This window comes from Thauera sp. (assembly GCF_047601425.1).
Lineage (GTDB): Bacteria > Pseudomonadota > Gammaproteobacteria > Burkholderiales > Rhodocyclaceae > Thauera.
This window is the reverse complement of the sequence record NZ_JASGJL010000001.1, coordinates 2338155-2353634: the sequence shown is the minus strand read 5'-3', so window position 1 is coordinate 2353634 and position 15480 is coordinate 2338155. Positions and strand designations below refer to the sequence as shown.

Below are 15480 nucleotides of genomic sequence, written 5' to 3'. Positions count from 1 at the left end.
GCCGATGCAACAGATCGGTCCGCGCGACCTGGCCGAACGCCTGAACGATGCGTCGCAGGAAGCGCCGCTGCTGCTCGACGTGCGTGAACCCTGGGAATTCGAACTGTGCCGCATCGACGGTTCTGTGCCGATGCCGATGGGCAGCGTGCCTGCGCGCCTCGCCGAACTCGACCGTGAGCGCGAGATGGTCGTGATCTGCCACCATGGCGGGCGCAGCGCCCAAGTGTGCATGTTCCTCGCGCACCACGGTTTCACCAGAGTCATCAACCTGGCAGGCGGCGTTGCCGGTTGGGCGGCCCAGGTGGACCCCGGCATGCCGCAGTACTGAGCGGCGGAGGCCCGAGTGAATCGCATCCTGGCAATCTGTCTGGCCGCGCTGTTTTCAGGGAGCACCCTGGCGGCCGATCTGATGCAGGTGTACCAGGAGGCGCTGGCGAACGATGCCAAATTCTCTGCCGCCCGCGCACAGTTCGAAGCCGGGCAGGAGAAGGTGGAGCAGGGGCGTGCCGGCCTGCTGCCGCAGATCGGCCTCAATGCCGATGCCAGCTGGAACGACAACGAGATCGAGACGCGCGCCGGCAGGACGTCGGGTGACTACGACAGGCGCGGCTACGGGGTACAACTCAGCCAGCCCTTGTTCCGCTGGCAGAACTGGGTGCAGTTCAAGCAGGGCGAGTTGCAGACCGCGCTCGCCGGTGCCCAGTTCGATGCGCAGCGGCAGGATCTGGTGCTGCGCGTCGCCGAAGCCTATTTCAACGTGCTCAATGCGCAGGACGCCGTGGAGGCGGTCAGCCAGCTGCGTGCCGCGGCGGGAGAGCAGCTGGAACTGGCGAGGACCAGCTTCGAGGTCGGCACGGTGACGATCACCGATGTACACGAGGCGCAGTCGCGCTTCGATCTCGCTTCGGCGCAGGAAATCGCGGCGCAGAACCAGCTCGAAGTGGCGCGCCAGGTGCTGGCACAGGTCATCGGCCGGCAGCCCGGCACGCTTGCCGGGCTGCGCGAAGGTGTTGCGCTGCAGCGCCCGCAGCCGGACAGCATCGGCGACTGGGTGAATGCTGCCGAGGCCGGCAACCTGGGAGTGCAGGCGCAGCAACTGGTACGCGAGATCGCCGCGCGCGAAGTCGAGCGGGCCCGGGCCGGGCATTTGCCCACGGTGGACCTGGTCGCCTCGCATGGCGTGATCCACAAGCCGCAGATGGCGACCGATCGCAATGAAAGCACGACCATCGGCGTGCAGCTGAATCTGCCCTTGTATGCAGGTGGGTACGTGTCGTCGGTGACGCGCGAGGCAGCGGCGCTGCGCATGAAAGCCGATGCCGATCTGGAGGATGCCCGTCGCACCGCGGCGCTGGCGGCCCGACAGTCCTGGCTCGGTCTTACCAGCGGCATGGCCGAGGTCAGGGCGCTCGAGGCGGCAAGAATTTCGTCGGCGTCGGCGCTCGAAGCCAACAAGCTCGGTTATGAAGTCGGCGTACGCATCAACATCGACGTGCTCAATGCCCAGACTCAGCTTGCCGACACGCTGCAGAGGCTGTCGCGGGCGCGTTACGATACCTTGCTGGCGCAGCTGCGGCTGAAGGCGGCGGCGGGCACCCTGGGCGAGGATGACGTCCGCGCCATCAACGCGCTGCTGGAACCCTGAGCGCCGGCGTCAGGCTTTCAAGCCTTCGAGCATTTCCAGGGTGCGCGCAGTGGCGCCGCGGTCGGCTGCGGCGAAAGCCTTGCCGGCGGCAGCCATGGCATGGCGTTCAGCTTCATTTTCCAGCAGTGCGAGCCCCAGGCGGATGCCGTCGGCGGCGTCTGCAGCGCGCTGCGCCGCGCCCGCATCGATCGCCTGTTCGGCAGCAGCAGCAAAATTGAAGGTGTGCGGGCCGACGATGACCGGCGTGCCCACGGCGCAGGCCTCGATCAGGTTCTGGCCGCCGAAGGGCAGCCAGCTGCCGCCGATCAGTGCGACGTCGGCTGCAGCGTAATAGGCGAACATCTCGCCCATCGAGTCGCCCAGCCAGACGCGGGTGTCGCCATCGACCGGCATGTCGTCCGAACGCCGTTGCAGTTTCAGCCCGTGGCGGGCCACCAGCCGTGCCACTTCGTCGAAACGCTGCGGGTGCCGGGGCACGAGCGCGAGCAGCACGCCGGGCGGGGCGAGGCGGGCGAAGGCTTCGATCAGCAGTTCCTCTTCGCCATCGCGGGTGCTGGCGGCGAGCAGCACCGGCCGTTGGCCGACGCGGCTGCGAAAGGCGCTGCTGCGGGTGTCGATGTCGTCGGGCGGGGTGATGTCGAACTTGATGTTGCCGGTGACCAGCACGCGGCGGGCGCCGAGCGCCGACAGGCGTGACGCATCGGCCGCGGTCTGGGCGCCGATCGCATTCAGTGCGCCCATCGTCAGCGCGCTCAGCGCCGGCAGGCGGGCGTAGCGCTTCGCCGAGCGTTCCGACAGCCGGGCGTTGGCGAGCATCACCGGGATCCTGCGCTGCCGGCAGGCGGCCAGCAGGTTGGGCCACAGCTCGGTTTCCATGATCACGCCGAACTGGGGGCGGAAGTGGCGCAGGAAGGCATGGGCGAAGCAGCCGAGGTCGTAGGGCAGGTAGCAGCGCAACACGCGCGCATTGCCGTTGAACAGGCTCTGGGAGGTTTCGCGCCCGGTCGGCGTCATGTGGGTGAGCAGGATGCTGTGTTCGGGCCAGCGCTGCAGCAGCGCCTTGACCAGCGGCTCGGCCGCGCGGGTTTCGCCGACCGACACTGCGTGCACCCAGATAACCTGGGTCGGTGCCCGCACTGCGTAGCGGCCGAAGCGCTCGCCGAGGTGTCCGAGATAGCCCGGCTGGCGCCGTCCGCGCCAGAGGAGGCGCAGCAGCACGAAAGGCAGGGCAAGAATCCACAACAGCGTGTAGGGAAGGCGGGTCAACATCGAGTCGGGTGATGAATCGGTCACACAAGTATAAGCAAGGATGGCGACATCGGTGTTTCAAGGGCGCGGCATGTCATGACGTCATGCGATAATCAAGGCTCTTCGGATTTCCTGACCTATCTGCGATTCCCATGAAAATTCTTGTCACTGGTGCTGCCGGCTTCATCGGCATGCATGCCTCCCTGCGCCTGCTCGAGCGTGGCGACGAAGTCGTCGGTCTCGACAATCTCAACGACTACTACGATCCGACGCTGAAGGAGGCGCGCCTCGCCCGCCTGACGCCGCATGCGAAGTTCCGCTTCGTCAAGATGGACGTGGCCGACCGCGAAGGCATGGAGCGACTGTTCGCCGAGGAAAAATTCGACCGCGTGATCCATCTCGCCGCCCAGGCCGGGGTGCGTTATTCGCTGCAGAATCCCCATGCCTACATCGACAGCAATGTCGTCGGCTTCATGAACATCCTCGAAGGCTGCCGCCACTCCAAGGTGCAGCATCTGGTCTATGCGTCGAGCTCCAGCGTCTATGGTGGCAACACCAGGATGCCGTTCTCCGAGGCCGACAGCGTCGACCATCCGGTCAGCATCTATGCTGCGACCAAGAAGGCCAACGAGCTGATGGCCCACACTTACAGCCACCTGTACGGCCTGCCGACCACCGGCCTGCGCTTCTTCACCGTCTATGGCCCGTGGGGCCGGCCGGACATGGCGCTGTTCCTGTTCACCAAGGCCATCCTCGAAGGCCGCCCGATCGACGTCTTCAACTATGGCAAGATGAAGCGCGACTTCACCTTCGTCGATGACATCGTCGAGGGTGTGATCCGCACGATGGATCACACTGCCGAGCCGGATCCCGCTTTCGACTCCGACAATCCCGATCCGGGCCGCGGCAAGGCGCCGTTCCGGGTGTTCAACATCGGCAACAACGATCCGGTGGAACTGATGGGCTTCGTCGAAGCGATCGAGGGCGCGCTGGGCATGACCGCGCAGAAGAACTTCATGCCGCTGCAGGATGGCGACGTGCCGGCCACCTATGCCAACACCGACGCGCTGAACGAATGGACGGGCTTTGCGCCGGCCACCAGCGTCAAGGACGGCGTGGGCCGCTTCGTCGCCTGGTACCGCGACTACTATCGCGTCTGATCGCCTGCTCCGGACGATCGAAACCCGCTCCCGCGCCTGCCGTGGGAGCGGGTTTTTCGTTTACTTGCTCTTGATCATCGTGCCGACGCCGTGGTCGGTGAGGATTTCGAGCAGCAGGCAGTGTTCGACGCGGCCGTCGATGATGTGCACCGACTTCACGCCGTTGCGCGCCGCATCCAGTGCCGAGCCGATCTTCGGCAGCATGCCGCCGGACAGGGTGCCGTCGGCGACCAGTTCGTCGATCTCGCGCGGGGTCAGGCCGGTCAGCAGATTGCCGGCCTTGTCGAGTACGCCCGGGGTATTGGTCAGCAGCACGAGCTTCTCGGCTTTCAGTATCTCGGCCAGCTTGCCGGCGACCACGTCGGCGTTGATGTTGTAGGTTTCGCCTTCCTCGCCGACGCCGATCGGCGCGATCACCGGGATGAAGTCGCCCTTGTCGAGGAAGGAAATCAGGCTCGGGTCGATGCTGGTGATCTCGCCGACCTGGCCGACGTCGACCAGGTCGCCGGCCGGCGCATCGAGCTTCTGCATCAGCAGTTTCTTGGCGCGGATGAAACTGGCGTCCTTGCCGGTCAGGCCCACGGCCTTGCCGCCGGCCTGGTTGATCAGGTTCACGATCTCCTTGTTCACCTGGCCGCCCAGCACCATCTCGACCACTTCCATGGTCTCGGCATCGGTGACCCGCATGCCCTGGATGAATTCGCCCTTCTTGCCGACGCGGGCCAGCAGGTTCTCGATCTGCGGGCCGCCGCCGTGCACCACGACAGGATTGAGGCCGACGAGCTTTAGCAGCACGACGTCGCGGGCGAAGCAGTCCTTCAGCTTCGGGTCGGTCATCGCGTTGCCGCCGTATTTGATGACGATGGTCTTGTCGAAGAAGCGCTTGATGTAGGGCAGGGCTTCGGCAAGGATTTCGGCCTTGCGGGCGGGGCTCACGGTGTCGGCGGTGCGAGTATCGGTCATGGGGCGTCCTCGATTGCAGTGGGAACGAAAACACCCAGTTTACTGTGCCGCCCGTGGTTTGGCGCGGGCTGTTGCAGGAATGGCAGCAGACCCGTCACTCCCGCGCCGTGAGGGAGTGACGGGTCTGCAAGTGTGGGTTCGTATCCGGTTTCAGTCGATGCTCAGCCGCTTGGCCTGGGCCTCGGCCTTCTTCGGCAGCGACAGTTCGAGGACGCCGTCGTTGAACCTGGCGGACGCCTTCTCCTCATCGATTTCCTGGCCGAACTGGAAGCTGCGCGAAATCTTGCCGAAGTAGCGTTCGGTACGCAGGATCTTTTCGCCTTCCTTGGCTTCCTTCTCCTGCTTGCGCTCGGCACTGATCGACACCACCGGGCCATCGATGTGAACGTGGATATCCTCCTTCTTCATGCCGGGCAGTTCGGCATGGACTTCATAACCGGCGTTGGTTTCCCTGACGTCGACACGCATCTGGGGTGCTTCTCCACCGGTACTGGCGAGTGTGCCGCCACCAAAGTCGACCGGACGGACGAAGAAACCTCTGAAGAAGTCTTCCAGTGGATCGACACGACGGGTGAGGTTGTTGCTCATCGTTTGCTCTCCTTCTGTTTCAGTCAGCCGGTAGTTCCCGGCCTCGATACGAATATGGGAGCAGGCGTAGGTGATTCAAGAGGTGGCAGAGCGATTGCCGGGTACCGGTCTATCATTCGGGCACGACTGATGAAGAGAGGTTCGAATTCCATGGATCAGGCCGCAAATGAGCGCGCGAAGGACAACATCTGTCCGCGCTGTGGGACTGCTTTCACCTGCGGGATGCGGGCTGGCGCGGAGGTATGCTGGTGTGCCGCGTTTCCGCCGGCTTTCGTGGTGCCGGCGGCGGAAACCGTGCCCGATACGGGGGCGTGCTACTGCCCGGCCTGTCTGGCCGAACTCATTGCCGCCAAGGCGCAGGCCACGGCCGGCTAGGCACGGCCGGTTGAGGCCGCAGGCTGCGGCCGGCCAGACTTCGGTCAGGCGCCAGGAGGCGCTGCCTGTGCCCCGCCCTCGATGGTGACGCTGAGAGGAGTGGCTGTGCCGGACCAGTAGGCGATGCTGTCGTCGAGGATTTCGAACAGGATGGAATGGCTTTCCGGGTCGGCCGCCTGCAACTCGGCCTGCCCGGACAGGACGAGATGGCGGGGCGAGGCCGGCAGCCACGACAGGTCGCAGAGCAGATCGGCGAGCGCGTCCCAGTTGTATCCGAACCAGGCGGGAAAGTGCAGCGCCGCTGCGAAGCGGTCGAGCAGTTCGGCTTTGCCGGCGTAGCCGGCGAGATCGATCCGCAGGATGAGCGGGTCCATGGCGTACGGGGCTGGGGTGGATGTGGTGTCGGGGTGGCTCGGCGTCATCGGCGCGGTTCCACCTGGCGGAAGCTCCGGTAGTGGTCCGGAGTGTAGTAGAAGATTTCCGGCGGATTGCCACCGGTGACGATCCGGCGCGCACCGCGGTCGCGGGCGCCAGGCGTGGGCACGGTATATTCGCGGTACCAGCCGCCGGGTTTCTGCGGCAGCAGCTTTTCGCGGTTCTGGAACACCGTGCCGTCCTTGCGGTATGGGAAAGGCCCGCCCTGCTGGATCAGGGCGATGGTTGCCCAGGCTTCGGGTGGAATGCCGGGTTGTGCGCCCTTGTCCGGCGAGGCGGGCGTACAGCCCGTGAGTGCGAGCAGGGCGAGGATGCCCAGGCGGAGCAGGAGCTTTTGCATCGTGCGAGGGCGTCAGAATGAGCGGATGACGCGCGTCATGAGCTTTTCGGGCCGGATGCCGTAGCGCTTGATGAGGTCGTGCATGAAGCTGGTGATCGCGGTGAGGCGGGGGTTGGCCGGCGACAGGCGCTGGGCGCGCTGGATGAAGCCATGCGCCTGGGTGGCGAAGGCTTCGTTCCAGCCGCGATGTTCGATATGGCGCAGAAGCGCCAGCGCAGCGTTGAACAGTACATGCGGGTTGCCCGGCAGCTTGCGTGCGGCGCTCATCATCTCGGTCACGGCACCGTCGAAATCGCCCGCACGGGCTTTTTCGGCACCGGTGGTGACGAGCGTCTTGACTTCGGCCTGCACGCGCGCTTCGATCGCTTGGGACAGCTGGCCCAGCCCACGGGTGTCGAGCACTGCGCGGGTGGTTTCGACGGTGCGCTCGTCGGCCGAACTGCGCAGCAGGTCGGCAGCAAGCTCGCTGGCCTGTTCCTGCATGTCCTGGTCGAAACAGGCCTTGATCAAGTCCTGGCGCAGTTCCACCGACAGCTCGCGAATCGTGCCGCTGGCCTGAACTGCGGTCTTGAGTGCCTGCTGCGCACTGCCGCGATCCTGCCTGTGGGCATGCACAAGCGCATTGCATACTGCCTTGCAGACTTCGCCTTTTGGCTGCCGTCCCATGCTGCGGTCGAGATCCGAAATTGTCTCCTGAACGTCGGAAATCTTGTTCAGCGCAAGCTGGGCCTGGACGAGGCGGACATGGTCTTCGGGGTCGCGGAATGCCGAGTATTTTCCCTTGCTGACGACTTCCGCGAGCGCGGCTTCCGCACCGGCGGGGTTGCCGATGGCGAGCGACAAGGTGCCTAGGCGGCGCAGGCGTGCCATGCGGTAGGGGGATTTTTCCGCGGCGGTGGAGAGCGTGGCACAGGCTTCGTTCGGACGTCCGGTTTCCTCCTGGAGGCGGGCGAGCAGCTCGTAGGCTGCGATGAAGCGGTCATGGCGGACGAGCAGGTCGACGAGGATGCTTTCCGCTTCGACATGGCGCTTCTTCAGCACGAGGATTCGCGCAAGTCCCAGTTCGGCCCACGGAATGCTGCGTGAGCCGAGTATCTCGCGGTGGAGCGCTTCGGCCTCGTCGAGCTGGCCGACGCTGACGTGCAGCTGGGCCTGCAGCCGCATCAGGTCGATCAGGTGCTGAGGGTTCTCGTCGCGGGCGATACGGCAGTACTCGATTGCGCCGATGGGGTCGCCGAGGCGCAGCAGCTGCCAGGCCGGCAGGAAGATGTCGCGTTTCTGGAAGGCGCGCAACAGCCGCACGCGCAGCGTTTCGGCATTGAGCGGCTTGAGGATGTAGTCGTTCGGCGTCAGCTCGCAGGCACTGGTGACGCGCTCGTAGTTGCGCTCGGCGGTGATCATGACGAACACCGTGTCGGGCGGGATGATGCCGTGGGCGTGCAGGTCTTCCAGCAGGTGCTGGCCGTCCTGGCCGTCGCCGAGGTTGTATTCGCACAGGATCAGGTCGTAGCGATGATCGCGCAGCTGCTTGATCGCCGCGGCCGCGGACACGGCGTACTGGGCGGTTTCGATCCCGATGGATGCCAGCATCGTGCGCAGTTGCGTGCGCATGGTGGATTGGCTTTCGACGACGAGAACTTCGAGCTCGTTCGGAAGAAGCATCTGTAATGGCGCCAAATGCACGCGGTGCGTGCCTCAGGTGAAGATTACGTCATCCTGGGGGAAATCTGAAACGGCGCGGGCTTCACGTTCCTTCACCGCGGTGGGTGGAAGACCGTGAAGCCCGTGTTGCCGGATTGCGGCGAAGCCGCTGGTGCGTCGGCGCTTGCCGCTCAGTCCTTGCTGACCTCGACCTGGGTTTCGACCTTCTGCCGCAGGCGGATGTGCAGTTCGCGCAGCTGCTTCTCGTCAACTTCACCCGGGGCGTCGGTCAGCAGGCACTGGGCGCGCTGGGTCTTGGGGAAAGCGATGACGTCGCGGATGGATTCGGCGCCGGTCATCATCGTGACGATGCGGTCGAGGCCGAAGGCCAGGCCGCCGTGCGGCGGTGCGCCGTACTTCAGTGCGTCGAGCAGGAAGCCGAACTTGGTCTGCTGCTCCTCGGCGCCGATGTTCAGCGCCTCGAACACCTTGGCCTGCACGTCGGCGCGGTGGATACGGACCGAGCCGCCGCCGATCTCCCAGCCGTTCAGCGCCAGGTCGTAGGCCTTGGCCAGGCATTCGCCCGGATTGGTGGTCAGCAGTTCGAGGTGCTCGTCCTTCGGGCTGGTGAAGGGGTGGTGGCAGGCGGTCCAGCGCTTGTCGTCCTCGTCGTACTCGAACATCGGGAAGTCGACCACCCACAGCGGGCACCAGGCCTGGCCGGTGACGTAGCCCTTCTCGTGGCCGAGCTTGGTGCGCAGCGCGCCCAAGGCGTCGTTGACCACCTTGGTCTTGTCGGCGCCGAAGAAGATCAGGTCGCCCGATTGCGCGCCGGTGCGTTCGAGAATGGTGCGCAGCGCGGTTTCGTGCAGGTTCTTGACGATCGGCGACTGCAGGCCTTGTTCGTTGGCCTGCGAAGCGTCGTTGACCTTGATGTAGGCCAGGCCCCTGGCGCCGTAGATGCCGACGAACTTTGTGTATTCGTCGATCTCGCCGCGCGTCAGGCTGGCGCCGCCGGGCACGCGCATCGCCGCGACACGGCCGCCGGAGCTGGCGGGGCCGCTGAAGACCTTGAAGGCCACGTCCTGCACGGCGTCGGTGACGTCGGTGAGTTCGAGCGTGACGCGCAGGTCGGGCTTGTCCGAGCCGTAGCGGCGCATCGCTTCGGCGTAGCTCATGCGCGGGAAGGGCGCGGGCAACTCGACCTCGAGCGCTTCCTTGAACACGAAGCGGATCATTTCCTCGACCAGCGCGGTGATCTCGGTTTCGTCCAGGAAGGAGGTCTCGAGGTCGACCTGGGTGAATTCGGGCTGGCGGTCGGCGCGCAGATCCTCGTCGCGGAAGCACTTGACGATCTGGTAGTAGCGGTCGTAGCCGGCGACCATCAGCAACTGCTTGAACAGCTGCGGCGACTGCGGCAGGGCGAAGAACTGGCCCGGATGCACGCGCGAGGGCACCAGATAGTCGCGCGCGCCTTCGGGGGTGCTCTTGGTCAGCATCGGCGTCTCGACGTCGATGAAGCCGGCGGCGTCGAGGAAGCGGCGGAAGGCCATCGTCGTCTTGTAGCGCAGCATCAGGTTCTTCTGCATCTGCGGACGGCGCAGGTCGATGACTCGGTTGGTCAGGCGCACGGTCTCGGACAGGTTCTCGTCGTCAACCTGGAAGGGCGGCGTGGCGGCGCTGTTGAGCACTTCGATGTCGTGACAGAGGATCTCGATCTCGCCCGAGGTCAGGTTGGCGTTCTCGGTGCCGGCCGGGCGGCGGCGCACCTTGCCGCTCATCTTCAGCACGAACTCGCTGCGCACCGATTCGGCAGTCTTGAACATCTCGGCGCGGTCGGGATCGCACACCACCTGCACCAGGCCTTCACGGTCGCGCAGATCGATGAAGATGACACCGCCGTGGTCGCGGCGGCGGTGTACCCAGCCGCAGATGGTGACGGTCTGGTCGAGGTCGGCGGCGGTGACTTTGCCACAGTAGTGAGTTCGCATGGATGGGTTCCGGCTGGTCTTGATTGCGGCGCTCGGTGGCGCGCAGAGGTCTGAAAGTGGGGGGCTTATTCGGTGAGCAGTGCGGCCCGCTCGGGCTGGCGCACGGGTGGGGCGACGACGCCCATCGAGATGATGTACTTGAGCGCTTCGTCGACGCTCATGTCGAGTTCGATCACGTCTTCCTTCGGCATCATCAGGAAGAAGCCCGAGGTCGGGTTCGGCGTCGTCGGCACGTAGATGCTGACGTATTCACCCTGCAGGTGTCTGGCCGCATCGCCGCCAGGCTGGCCGGTGAGAAAGGCGATGGTCCACGAACCCTTGCGCGGGTACTGGACCAGCAGCGCCTTGCGGAAGGCCTGGCCGCTGCTGGAGAACAGGGTGTCCGAGACCTGCTTGACGCCGTAATAGATCGACTTCACCACCGGAATGCGGGCAAGCAGCGCTTCCCAGATCTGGACGAGCTTCTGGCCGAGCACGTTGGCGGCGACCAGCCCGGTGAGGAACACGACCAGCAGGCTCATCAGCATGCCGACGCCCGGGATGTCGAAGCCCAGCCATGCCCGGGGCTGGGCGCCATGGGGCAGCCACAGCAGGATCTGGTCGAGCGTGCCGATGATCCAGGCGAGCACCATGAAGGTGATCACCAATGGAATCCAGATCAGCAGGCCGGTGATGAAGTATTTCTTCACGGAGTCTCTTGGTGGGGCGCGCCCGGTGTGGGCCGATGGAATGCGGCCCGAAGCTCAATGGCAGCCGCAGCCGCCACCGGAGCAACTGTGGGCAGCCGGTGCACTGCTGCTGGGACTGCTCGATGCGCTGCTGGCGCCGCCGCCCTTGAAGTCGGTTGCGTACCAGCCGCTGCCCTTCAACTGGAAGCCGGCGGCCGACAGCAGCTTGGCATAGCCGGTGGCGCCGCAGGACGGGCAGGTGGAGAGCGGTTCATCGCTCATTTTTTGGAGGTGTTCCTTCTGAAAACCGCAATCCGGGCAACGATATTCGTAGATGGGCATGACAGGCTCCCGAAAACAAGTGCGCAAGTCTAACGCAATGCAGCATAAGGAAAAAGTCGGAGTCCGCCGTGGCGGAGCATGGCGGCAGATGGGGGCGGGCCGAAGGGGTTTCAAGGACGGGGCGGGATGCTCCCGCGCTGCCGGCTGTGTCGAACTAGAGCACGCCGAGATAGCGGGCCGTCAGTGATTCTCCCCAGAACAGGGCGATAACGCCCGCGGCGGCGAGGTAGGGGCCGAAGGGAATCGGGATGTCACGGCCGCGGCGGGCGAGGACGATCAATGCGATGCCGATCACCGCACCGACCAGCGACGAGAACAGGATCGTCAGCGGCAGGACCTGCCAGCCCAGCCAGGCGCCGATTGCCGCCAGCAGCTTGAAGTCGCCGTAGCCCATGCCTTCCTTGCCGGTCAGCAGCTTGAACGCCCAATAGACCGACCACAACGCGAGATAACCCGCCATCGCGCCGATGACCGCGCTCGGCAGATCGGTGTAAGTAGCCCCGAGATTGAACGACAGACCGAGCCACAGCAGCGGCAGTGTCAGTTCGTCCGGCAGCAACTGGGTGTCGAGGTCGATGAAGGCGAGAGCCACCATCGCCCAGATGAAGAGCAGGGCGCCGAGTGCGGAGAGGCCGAAGCCGTAGTGCCATGCCGCATAGCCCGACAATACGGCTGTGAAGGCCTCGACGATCGGATAGCGCTTGCTGATGCCGGCACCGCAGTGGCGGCAGCGGCCGCGCAAGGCCAGGTAGCTGACGATCGGAATGTTCTCGAAGGCGCCGATCAGGTGGCCGCAATGCGGACAGCGCGAGCGGGGCGTGGCAAGGTTGAAACGCTCGGCCGCCGGGGCAGGTTCGCCGCGCAGCTCCGCCGCCTGGGCATGCCATTCGCGCTCCATCATCACGGGCAGGCGATGGATCACCACATTGAGGAAGCTGCCGACGAACAGCCCGAGCAGGGCTCCCAGGACGGTGAAGACGACAGGGTCGAGCAGCGCCTCGGACATGGGGGGCTCAGACGATGGAGCCGAGCTTGAAGATCGGCAGGTACATCGCAACCACCAGACCGCCGATCACGGTGCCGAGGAAGACCATGATGATCGGTTCGAGCAACTGGGAAAGCCCTGCCACGGCTTCATCGACCTCCTGCTCGAAGAAATCGGCGACCTTGCCGAGCATGGCATCGAGCTGGCCGGATTCCTCGCCGATCGACACCATCTGCACCACCATGGTCGGGAAGACGTCCGAGCTCTGCATTGCCACGGTGAGGCTCGTGCCGGTGCTGACTTCGCTCTGGATCTCGCGCGTTGCCGTCAGATAGACGTGGTTGCCGGATGCGCCGCCCACCGAGTCGAGCGCTTCCACCAGTGGCACCCCTGCGGCGAACATGGTCGACAGGGTCCGGGTCCAGCGCGCCACGGTGGCCTTGCGGATGATCGCACCGACGACCGGCAGCTTGAGCACCATGCGGTCGACCGCGATCTGCATCGCCGGCGAGCGCTTGTAGAGCCAGCCGATGACGATGATGGCGAGGATCGGTATGCCGAGGACGATGTACCAGAACTCGACGAAGAAGTCGGACATGGCGATCACGATCATCGTCGGTGCGGGGAGGTCGGCGCCGAAGCCCTCGAAGACGCTCTTGAACTCGGGAATGACGAACAGCATCATCACCGAGATGACCAGCGCGGCCACCACCATGACGGCGATCGGGTAGAACAGCGCGGACTTGATCTTGCCCTTGATGGCGAGGATCTTTTCCTTGTAGGTGGCGATGCGGTCGAGCAGGGTGTCGAGGATGCCGGCCTGTTCCCCCGCGCTGACGAGGTTGCAGAACAGCCTGTCGAAATGCACCGGGTGCCTGGCGAAGGCCTGCGACAGGCTGGAACCGGTTTCGACATCGGTGCGGACGTCATTGAGCAGGCGCGCCAGCGCCGGGTTGCCCGAGCCCTTGATGCCGATGTCGAAGGCCTGCAGCAGCGGCACGCCCGATTTCATCATCGTTGCCAGCTGGCGGGTGAACAAGGCGATGTCCTTGTCGGAAATCTTGCCGCCCCGCGACATCCTCTGCTGCTTGACCTTGGTGACCAGGATGCCTTGCCGGCGCAGCATGGCACGAACGAGCGCTTCGCCGTTGCTGCGGATCTCGCCGCGGACGATCTTGCCGGTCTTGTCCTTGCCTTCCCAGTTGTACAGATGCTCTTTCGGCTCCGTCTGACGCGCTGCCCGGCTTGCGGTTGCCATGTGATCGAACTTCCTTTGCCTTATTCGTTGGTCGTGGCCAGCACTTCTTCGAGGGAGGTGACACCCTGCCTGACCTTGAGCAGGCCGGACTTGCGCAGGTCGCGCACCCCTTCACGCTCGGCCTGTGCGGCGATATCCATCGAATTCCCGCCCGTCATGATGATATGGGCAATTTCCTCGCTGATGGGCATGACCTGATAGATGCCCACCCGTCCCTTGTAGCCGCTGCCCTTGCAGCGCTCGCAGCCGCCCGGCGCATAGGGATGCCAGCTGCCGTCGAGGTCTTCCACCGTGAAGCCGGCTTCCAGCATTGCTTCGAGCGGTATGTCGGCCGGTTTCTTGCAGGAGCATAACCGTCGCGCCAGGCGCTGTGCCGTGATCAGGATCACTGAGGAGGCAATGTTGAACGGCGCCACGCCCATGTTCTTGAGGCGTTCGAGCGTGGTTGGCGCGTCGTTGGTATGCAGTGTCGATAATACCAGGTGGCCGGTCTGTGCTGCCTTGACCGAGATCTCGGCAGTTTCGAGGTCGCGGATTTCGCCGACCATGATCACGTCCGGATCCTGCCGCAGGAAGGCGCGAAGGGAGGCGGCGAAAGTCAGCCCCGCCTTTTCGTTGACGTTGACCTGGTTGATGCCGGGCAGGTTGATTTCCGCCGGGTCTTCCGCGGTCGAGATGTTGACGCCCGCCTTGTTCAGCAGGTTGAGGCAGGTGTACAGCGATACGGTCTTGCCGGAACCCGTCGGGCCGGTGACGAGGATCATGCCGTAGGGGCGTTCGATGGCGCTGAGCAGGGCCTGGCGCTGGTCCGGCTCGTAGCCGAGGGCGTCGATGCCGAGCATCGCCGAGTTCGGGTCGAGGATACGCATAACGATCTTCTCGCCGTGCAGGGTCGGCAGCGTCGATACGCGGAAGTCGATGGCCTTGTTCTTGGACAGCACCAGCTTCATGCGGCCGTCCTGCGGGATGCGCTTCTCGGAGATGTCCAGGCGCGAGATGACCTTGATGCGGGCGGCGATCTTTTCCTTCAGCACCAGCGGCGGCTGGGCGATCTCACGCAGGGTGCCGTCGGTGCGCACGCGGATGCGGTAGTACTTCTCGTAAGGTTCGAAATGGACGTCGGATGCGCCTTCGTTGATCGCGTCGATCAACACTTTCTGGATGAATCGGACGACCGGCGCGTCATCGACGTCGTTGCTGGCTTCTTCCTCGGCCTTTGTGTCGCCAGGAGCCTCCTGGTTCAGGAGCTCCATGTCGAAATCGTCGCCGGTCAGCTCCCGCAGCGTCTCGGAAGCGGATTCCGACAGCCCGTCCACCACGCGCTTGAGCTTGTCGGCTTCGGCGACCACCAGATCGAGCTGCATGCCGGTCTGGAAACGGATCTCGTCCAGTGCCCGCATGCTGGACGGGTCGGCGAGAGCGAGCGTGATGCGGTTCTGCCGCTTGGCCAGGGCCACGACCTGATGCTTCTGCATCAGCTTGCGATCGACCGCGTCGGCCGAGAACATCGATTTGTCGAAGGCGGCGATGTCGATCAGCGGATAGCCGAAGGTGTCGGCGGCGAAGCGGGCCATTGCCGCGGCGGACATCAGGCCGCGCTGAGCGACTTCGAGCATGAAGGCATTGGCGCCTTCAGCACCCCGCTGGGTACAGGCGGTCGCGTCGGCTTCGGAAATGCGTCCGTGCTGAACGAGAGCCCGAGCGAAGCCGCTCAGGGCCGGTTGAGGATTTGCCGCCATGCCTTGCCCTGGATTGTTTGCGATCGATGTTGCATCCCGGCTCGAGCCTTGTAAAGGCTTCGATGCTGCGTGAAAGCCGACCCCCGTGCTCGCCGTCACGGG

General features: G+C 64.8%; 16 protein-coding genes. 4 read left to right on the top strand and 12 right to left on the bottom strand.

The window, feature by feature from the left end; translation table 11 throughout:
- Positions 1 to 4: 4 nt before the first annotated feature.
- Entirely contained in the window at positions 5 to 328 is a 324-nt protein-coding gene (locus QM748_RS11485; protein WP_415247095.1) for a rhodanese-like domain-containing protein, read from the top strand.
- Between the two features lie 15 nt (positions 329 to 343).
- Positions 344 to 1645, top strand: coding sequence for a TolC family outer membrane protein (locus tag QM748_RS11480; protein ID WP_415247094.1), 1302 nt, complete (start codon positions 344 to 346; stop codon positions 1643 to 1645).
- 9 nt (positions 1646 to 1654) lie between these two features.
- On the opposite strand, the gene waaA is transcribed toward QM748_RS11480, so the two are convergent.
- A complete protein-coding gene (waaA, locus tag QM748_RS11475; protein WP_415247093.1) occupies positions 1655 to 2914 on the bottom strand; it encodes a lipid IV(A) 3-deoxy-D-manno-octulosonic acid transferase in 1260 nt (419 codons plus the stop codon).
- Positions 2915 to 3045: 131 nt separating this feature from the next.
- Between waaA and QM748_RS11470 the strand changes: the two genes are divergently transcribed.
- Positions 3046 to 4053 carry an NAD-dependent epimerase gene (locus QM748_RS11470; RefSeq protein ID WP_415247092.1) on the top strand — a complete coding sequence of 336 codons (1008 nt, stop codon included), beginning with the start codon at positions 3046 to 3048 and terminating at the stop codon, positions 4051 to 4053.
- A 60-nt stretch (positions 4054 to 4113) separates the two neighbouring features.
- On the opposite strand, the gene argB is transcribed toward QM748_RS11470, so the two are convergent.
- On the bottom strand, positions 4114 to 5016 hold the full coding sequence (gene argB / locus QM748_RS11465) for an acetylglutamate kinase (RefSeq protein ID WP_415247091.1): 903 nt from the start codon (positions 5014 to 5016) through the stop codon (positions 4114 to 4116).
- 150 nt (positions 5017 to 5166) lie between these two features.
- The gene (locus tag QM748_RS11460; protein ID WP_415247090.1) at positions 5167 to 5604 is read right to left on the bottom strand and encodes an Hsp20/alpha crystallin family protein; all 438 of its coding nucleotides are present in this window, start codon (positions 5602 to 5604) and stop codon (positions 5167 to 5169) included.
- A gap of 54 nt (positions 5605 to 5658) precedes the next feature.
- Between QM748_RS11460 and QM748_RS11455 the strand changes: the two genes are divergently transcribed.
- Positions 5659 to 5979 (top strand): cysteine-rich CWC family protein, encoded by a 321-nt coding sequence (locus QM748_RS11455; protein WP_415247089.1) that lies wholly within the window; start codon positions 5659 to 5661, stop codon positions 5977 to 5979.
- Between the two features lie 44 nt (positions 5980 to 6023).
- On the opposite strand, the gene QM748_RS11450 is transcribed toward QM748_RS11455, so the two are convergent.
- The 9 genes from QM748_RS11450 to pilB form a co-directional block, all read right to left on the bottom strand.
- A complete protein-coding gene (locus tag QM748_RS11450) occupies positions 6024 to 6401 on the bottom strand; it encodes a barstar family protein (protein WP_415247088.1) in 378 nt (125 codons plus the stop codon).
- Positions 6398 to 6754: a ribonuclease domain-containing protein gene (locus tag QM748_RS11445; RefSeq protein WP_415247087.1), complete on the bottom strand. Its 357-nt coding sequence runs from the start codon at positions 6752 to 6754 to the stop codon at positions 6398 to 6400. The genes QM748_RS11450 and QM748_RS11445 overlap by 4 nt, the downstream gene beginning before the upstream one ends.
- 12 nt (positions 6755 to 6766) lie before the next feature.
- Positions 6767 to 8416 carry a response regulator gene (locus tag QM748_RS11440; protein ID WP_415247086.1) on the bottom strand — a complete coding sequence of 550 codons (1650 nt, stop codon included), beginning with the start codon at positions 8414 to 8416 and terminating at the stop codon, positions 6767 to 6769.
- 170 nt (positions 8417 to 8586) lie between these two features.
- A complete protein-coding gene (gene aspS / locus QM748_RS11435; RefSeq protein ID WP_415247085.1) occupies positions 8587 to 10386 on the bottom strand; it encodes an aspartate--tRNA ligase in 1800 nt (599 codons plus the stop codon).
- A 65-nt stretch (positions 10387 to 10451) separates the two neighbouring features.
- Complete coding sequence (locus tag QM748_RS11430; RefSeq protein WP_415247084.1) at positions 10452 to 11075, bottom strand: DUF502 domain-containing protein; 624 nt, start codon at positions 11073 to 11075, stop codon at positions 10452 to 10454.
- A 54-nt stretch (positions 11076 to 11129) separates the two neighbouring features.
- Positions 11130 to 11396, bottom strand: a complete 267-nt coding sequence (locus tag QM748_RS11425; protein ID WP_415247083.1) for an FmdB family zinc ribbon protein — start codon at positions 11394 to 11396, stop codon at positions 11130 to 11132.
- A 154-nt stretch (positions 11397 to 11550) separates the two neighbouring features.
- Positions 11551 to 12402 (bottom strand): prepilin peptidase, encoded by an 852-nt coding sequence (locus QM748_RS11420; RefSeq protein ID WP_415247082.1) that lies wholly within the window; start codon positions 12400 to 12402, stop codon positions 11551 to 11553.
- A gap of 7 nt (positions 12403 to 12409) precedes the next feature.
- Positions 12410 to 13639, bottom strand: coding sequence for a type II secretion system F family protein (locus QM748_RS11415; protein WP_415247081.1), 1230 nt, complete (start codon positions 13637 to 13639; stop codon positions 12410 to 12412).
- Between the two features lie 20 nt (positions 13640 to 13659).
- The gene (gene pilB, locus QM748_RS11410; RefSeq protein WP_415247080.1) at positions 13660 to 15378 is read right to left on the bottom strand and encodes a type IV-A pilus assembly ATPase PilB; all 1719 of its coding nucleotides are present in this window, start codon (positions 15376 to 15378) and stop codon (positions 13660 to 13662) included.
- Between the last annotated feature and the right edge of the window lie 102 nt (positions 15379 to 15480).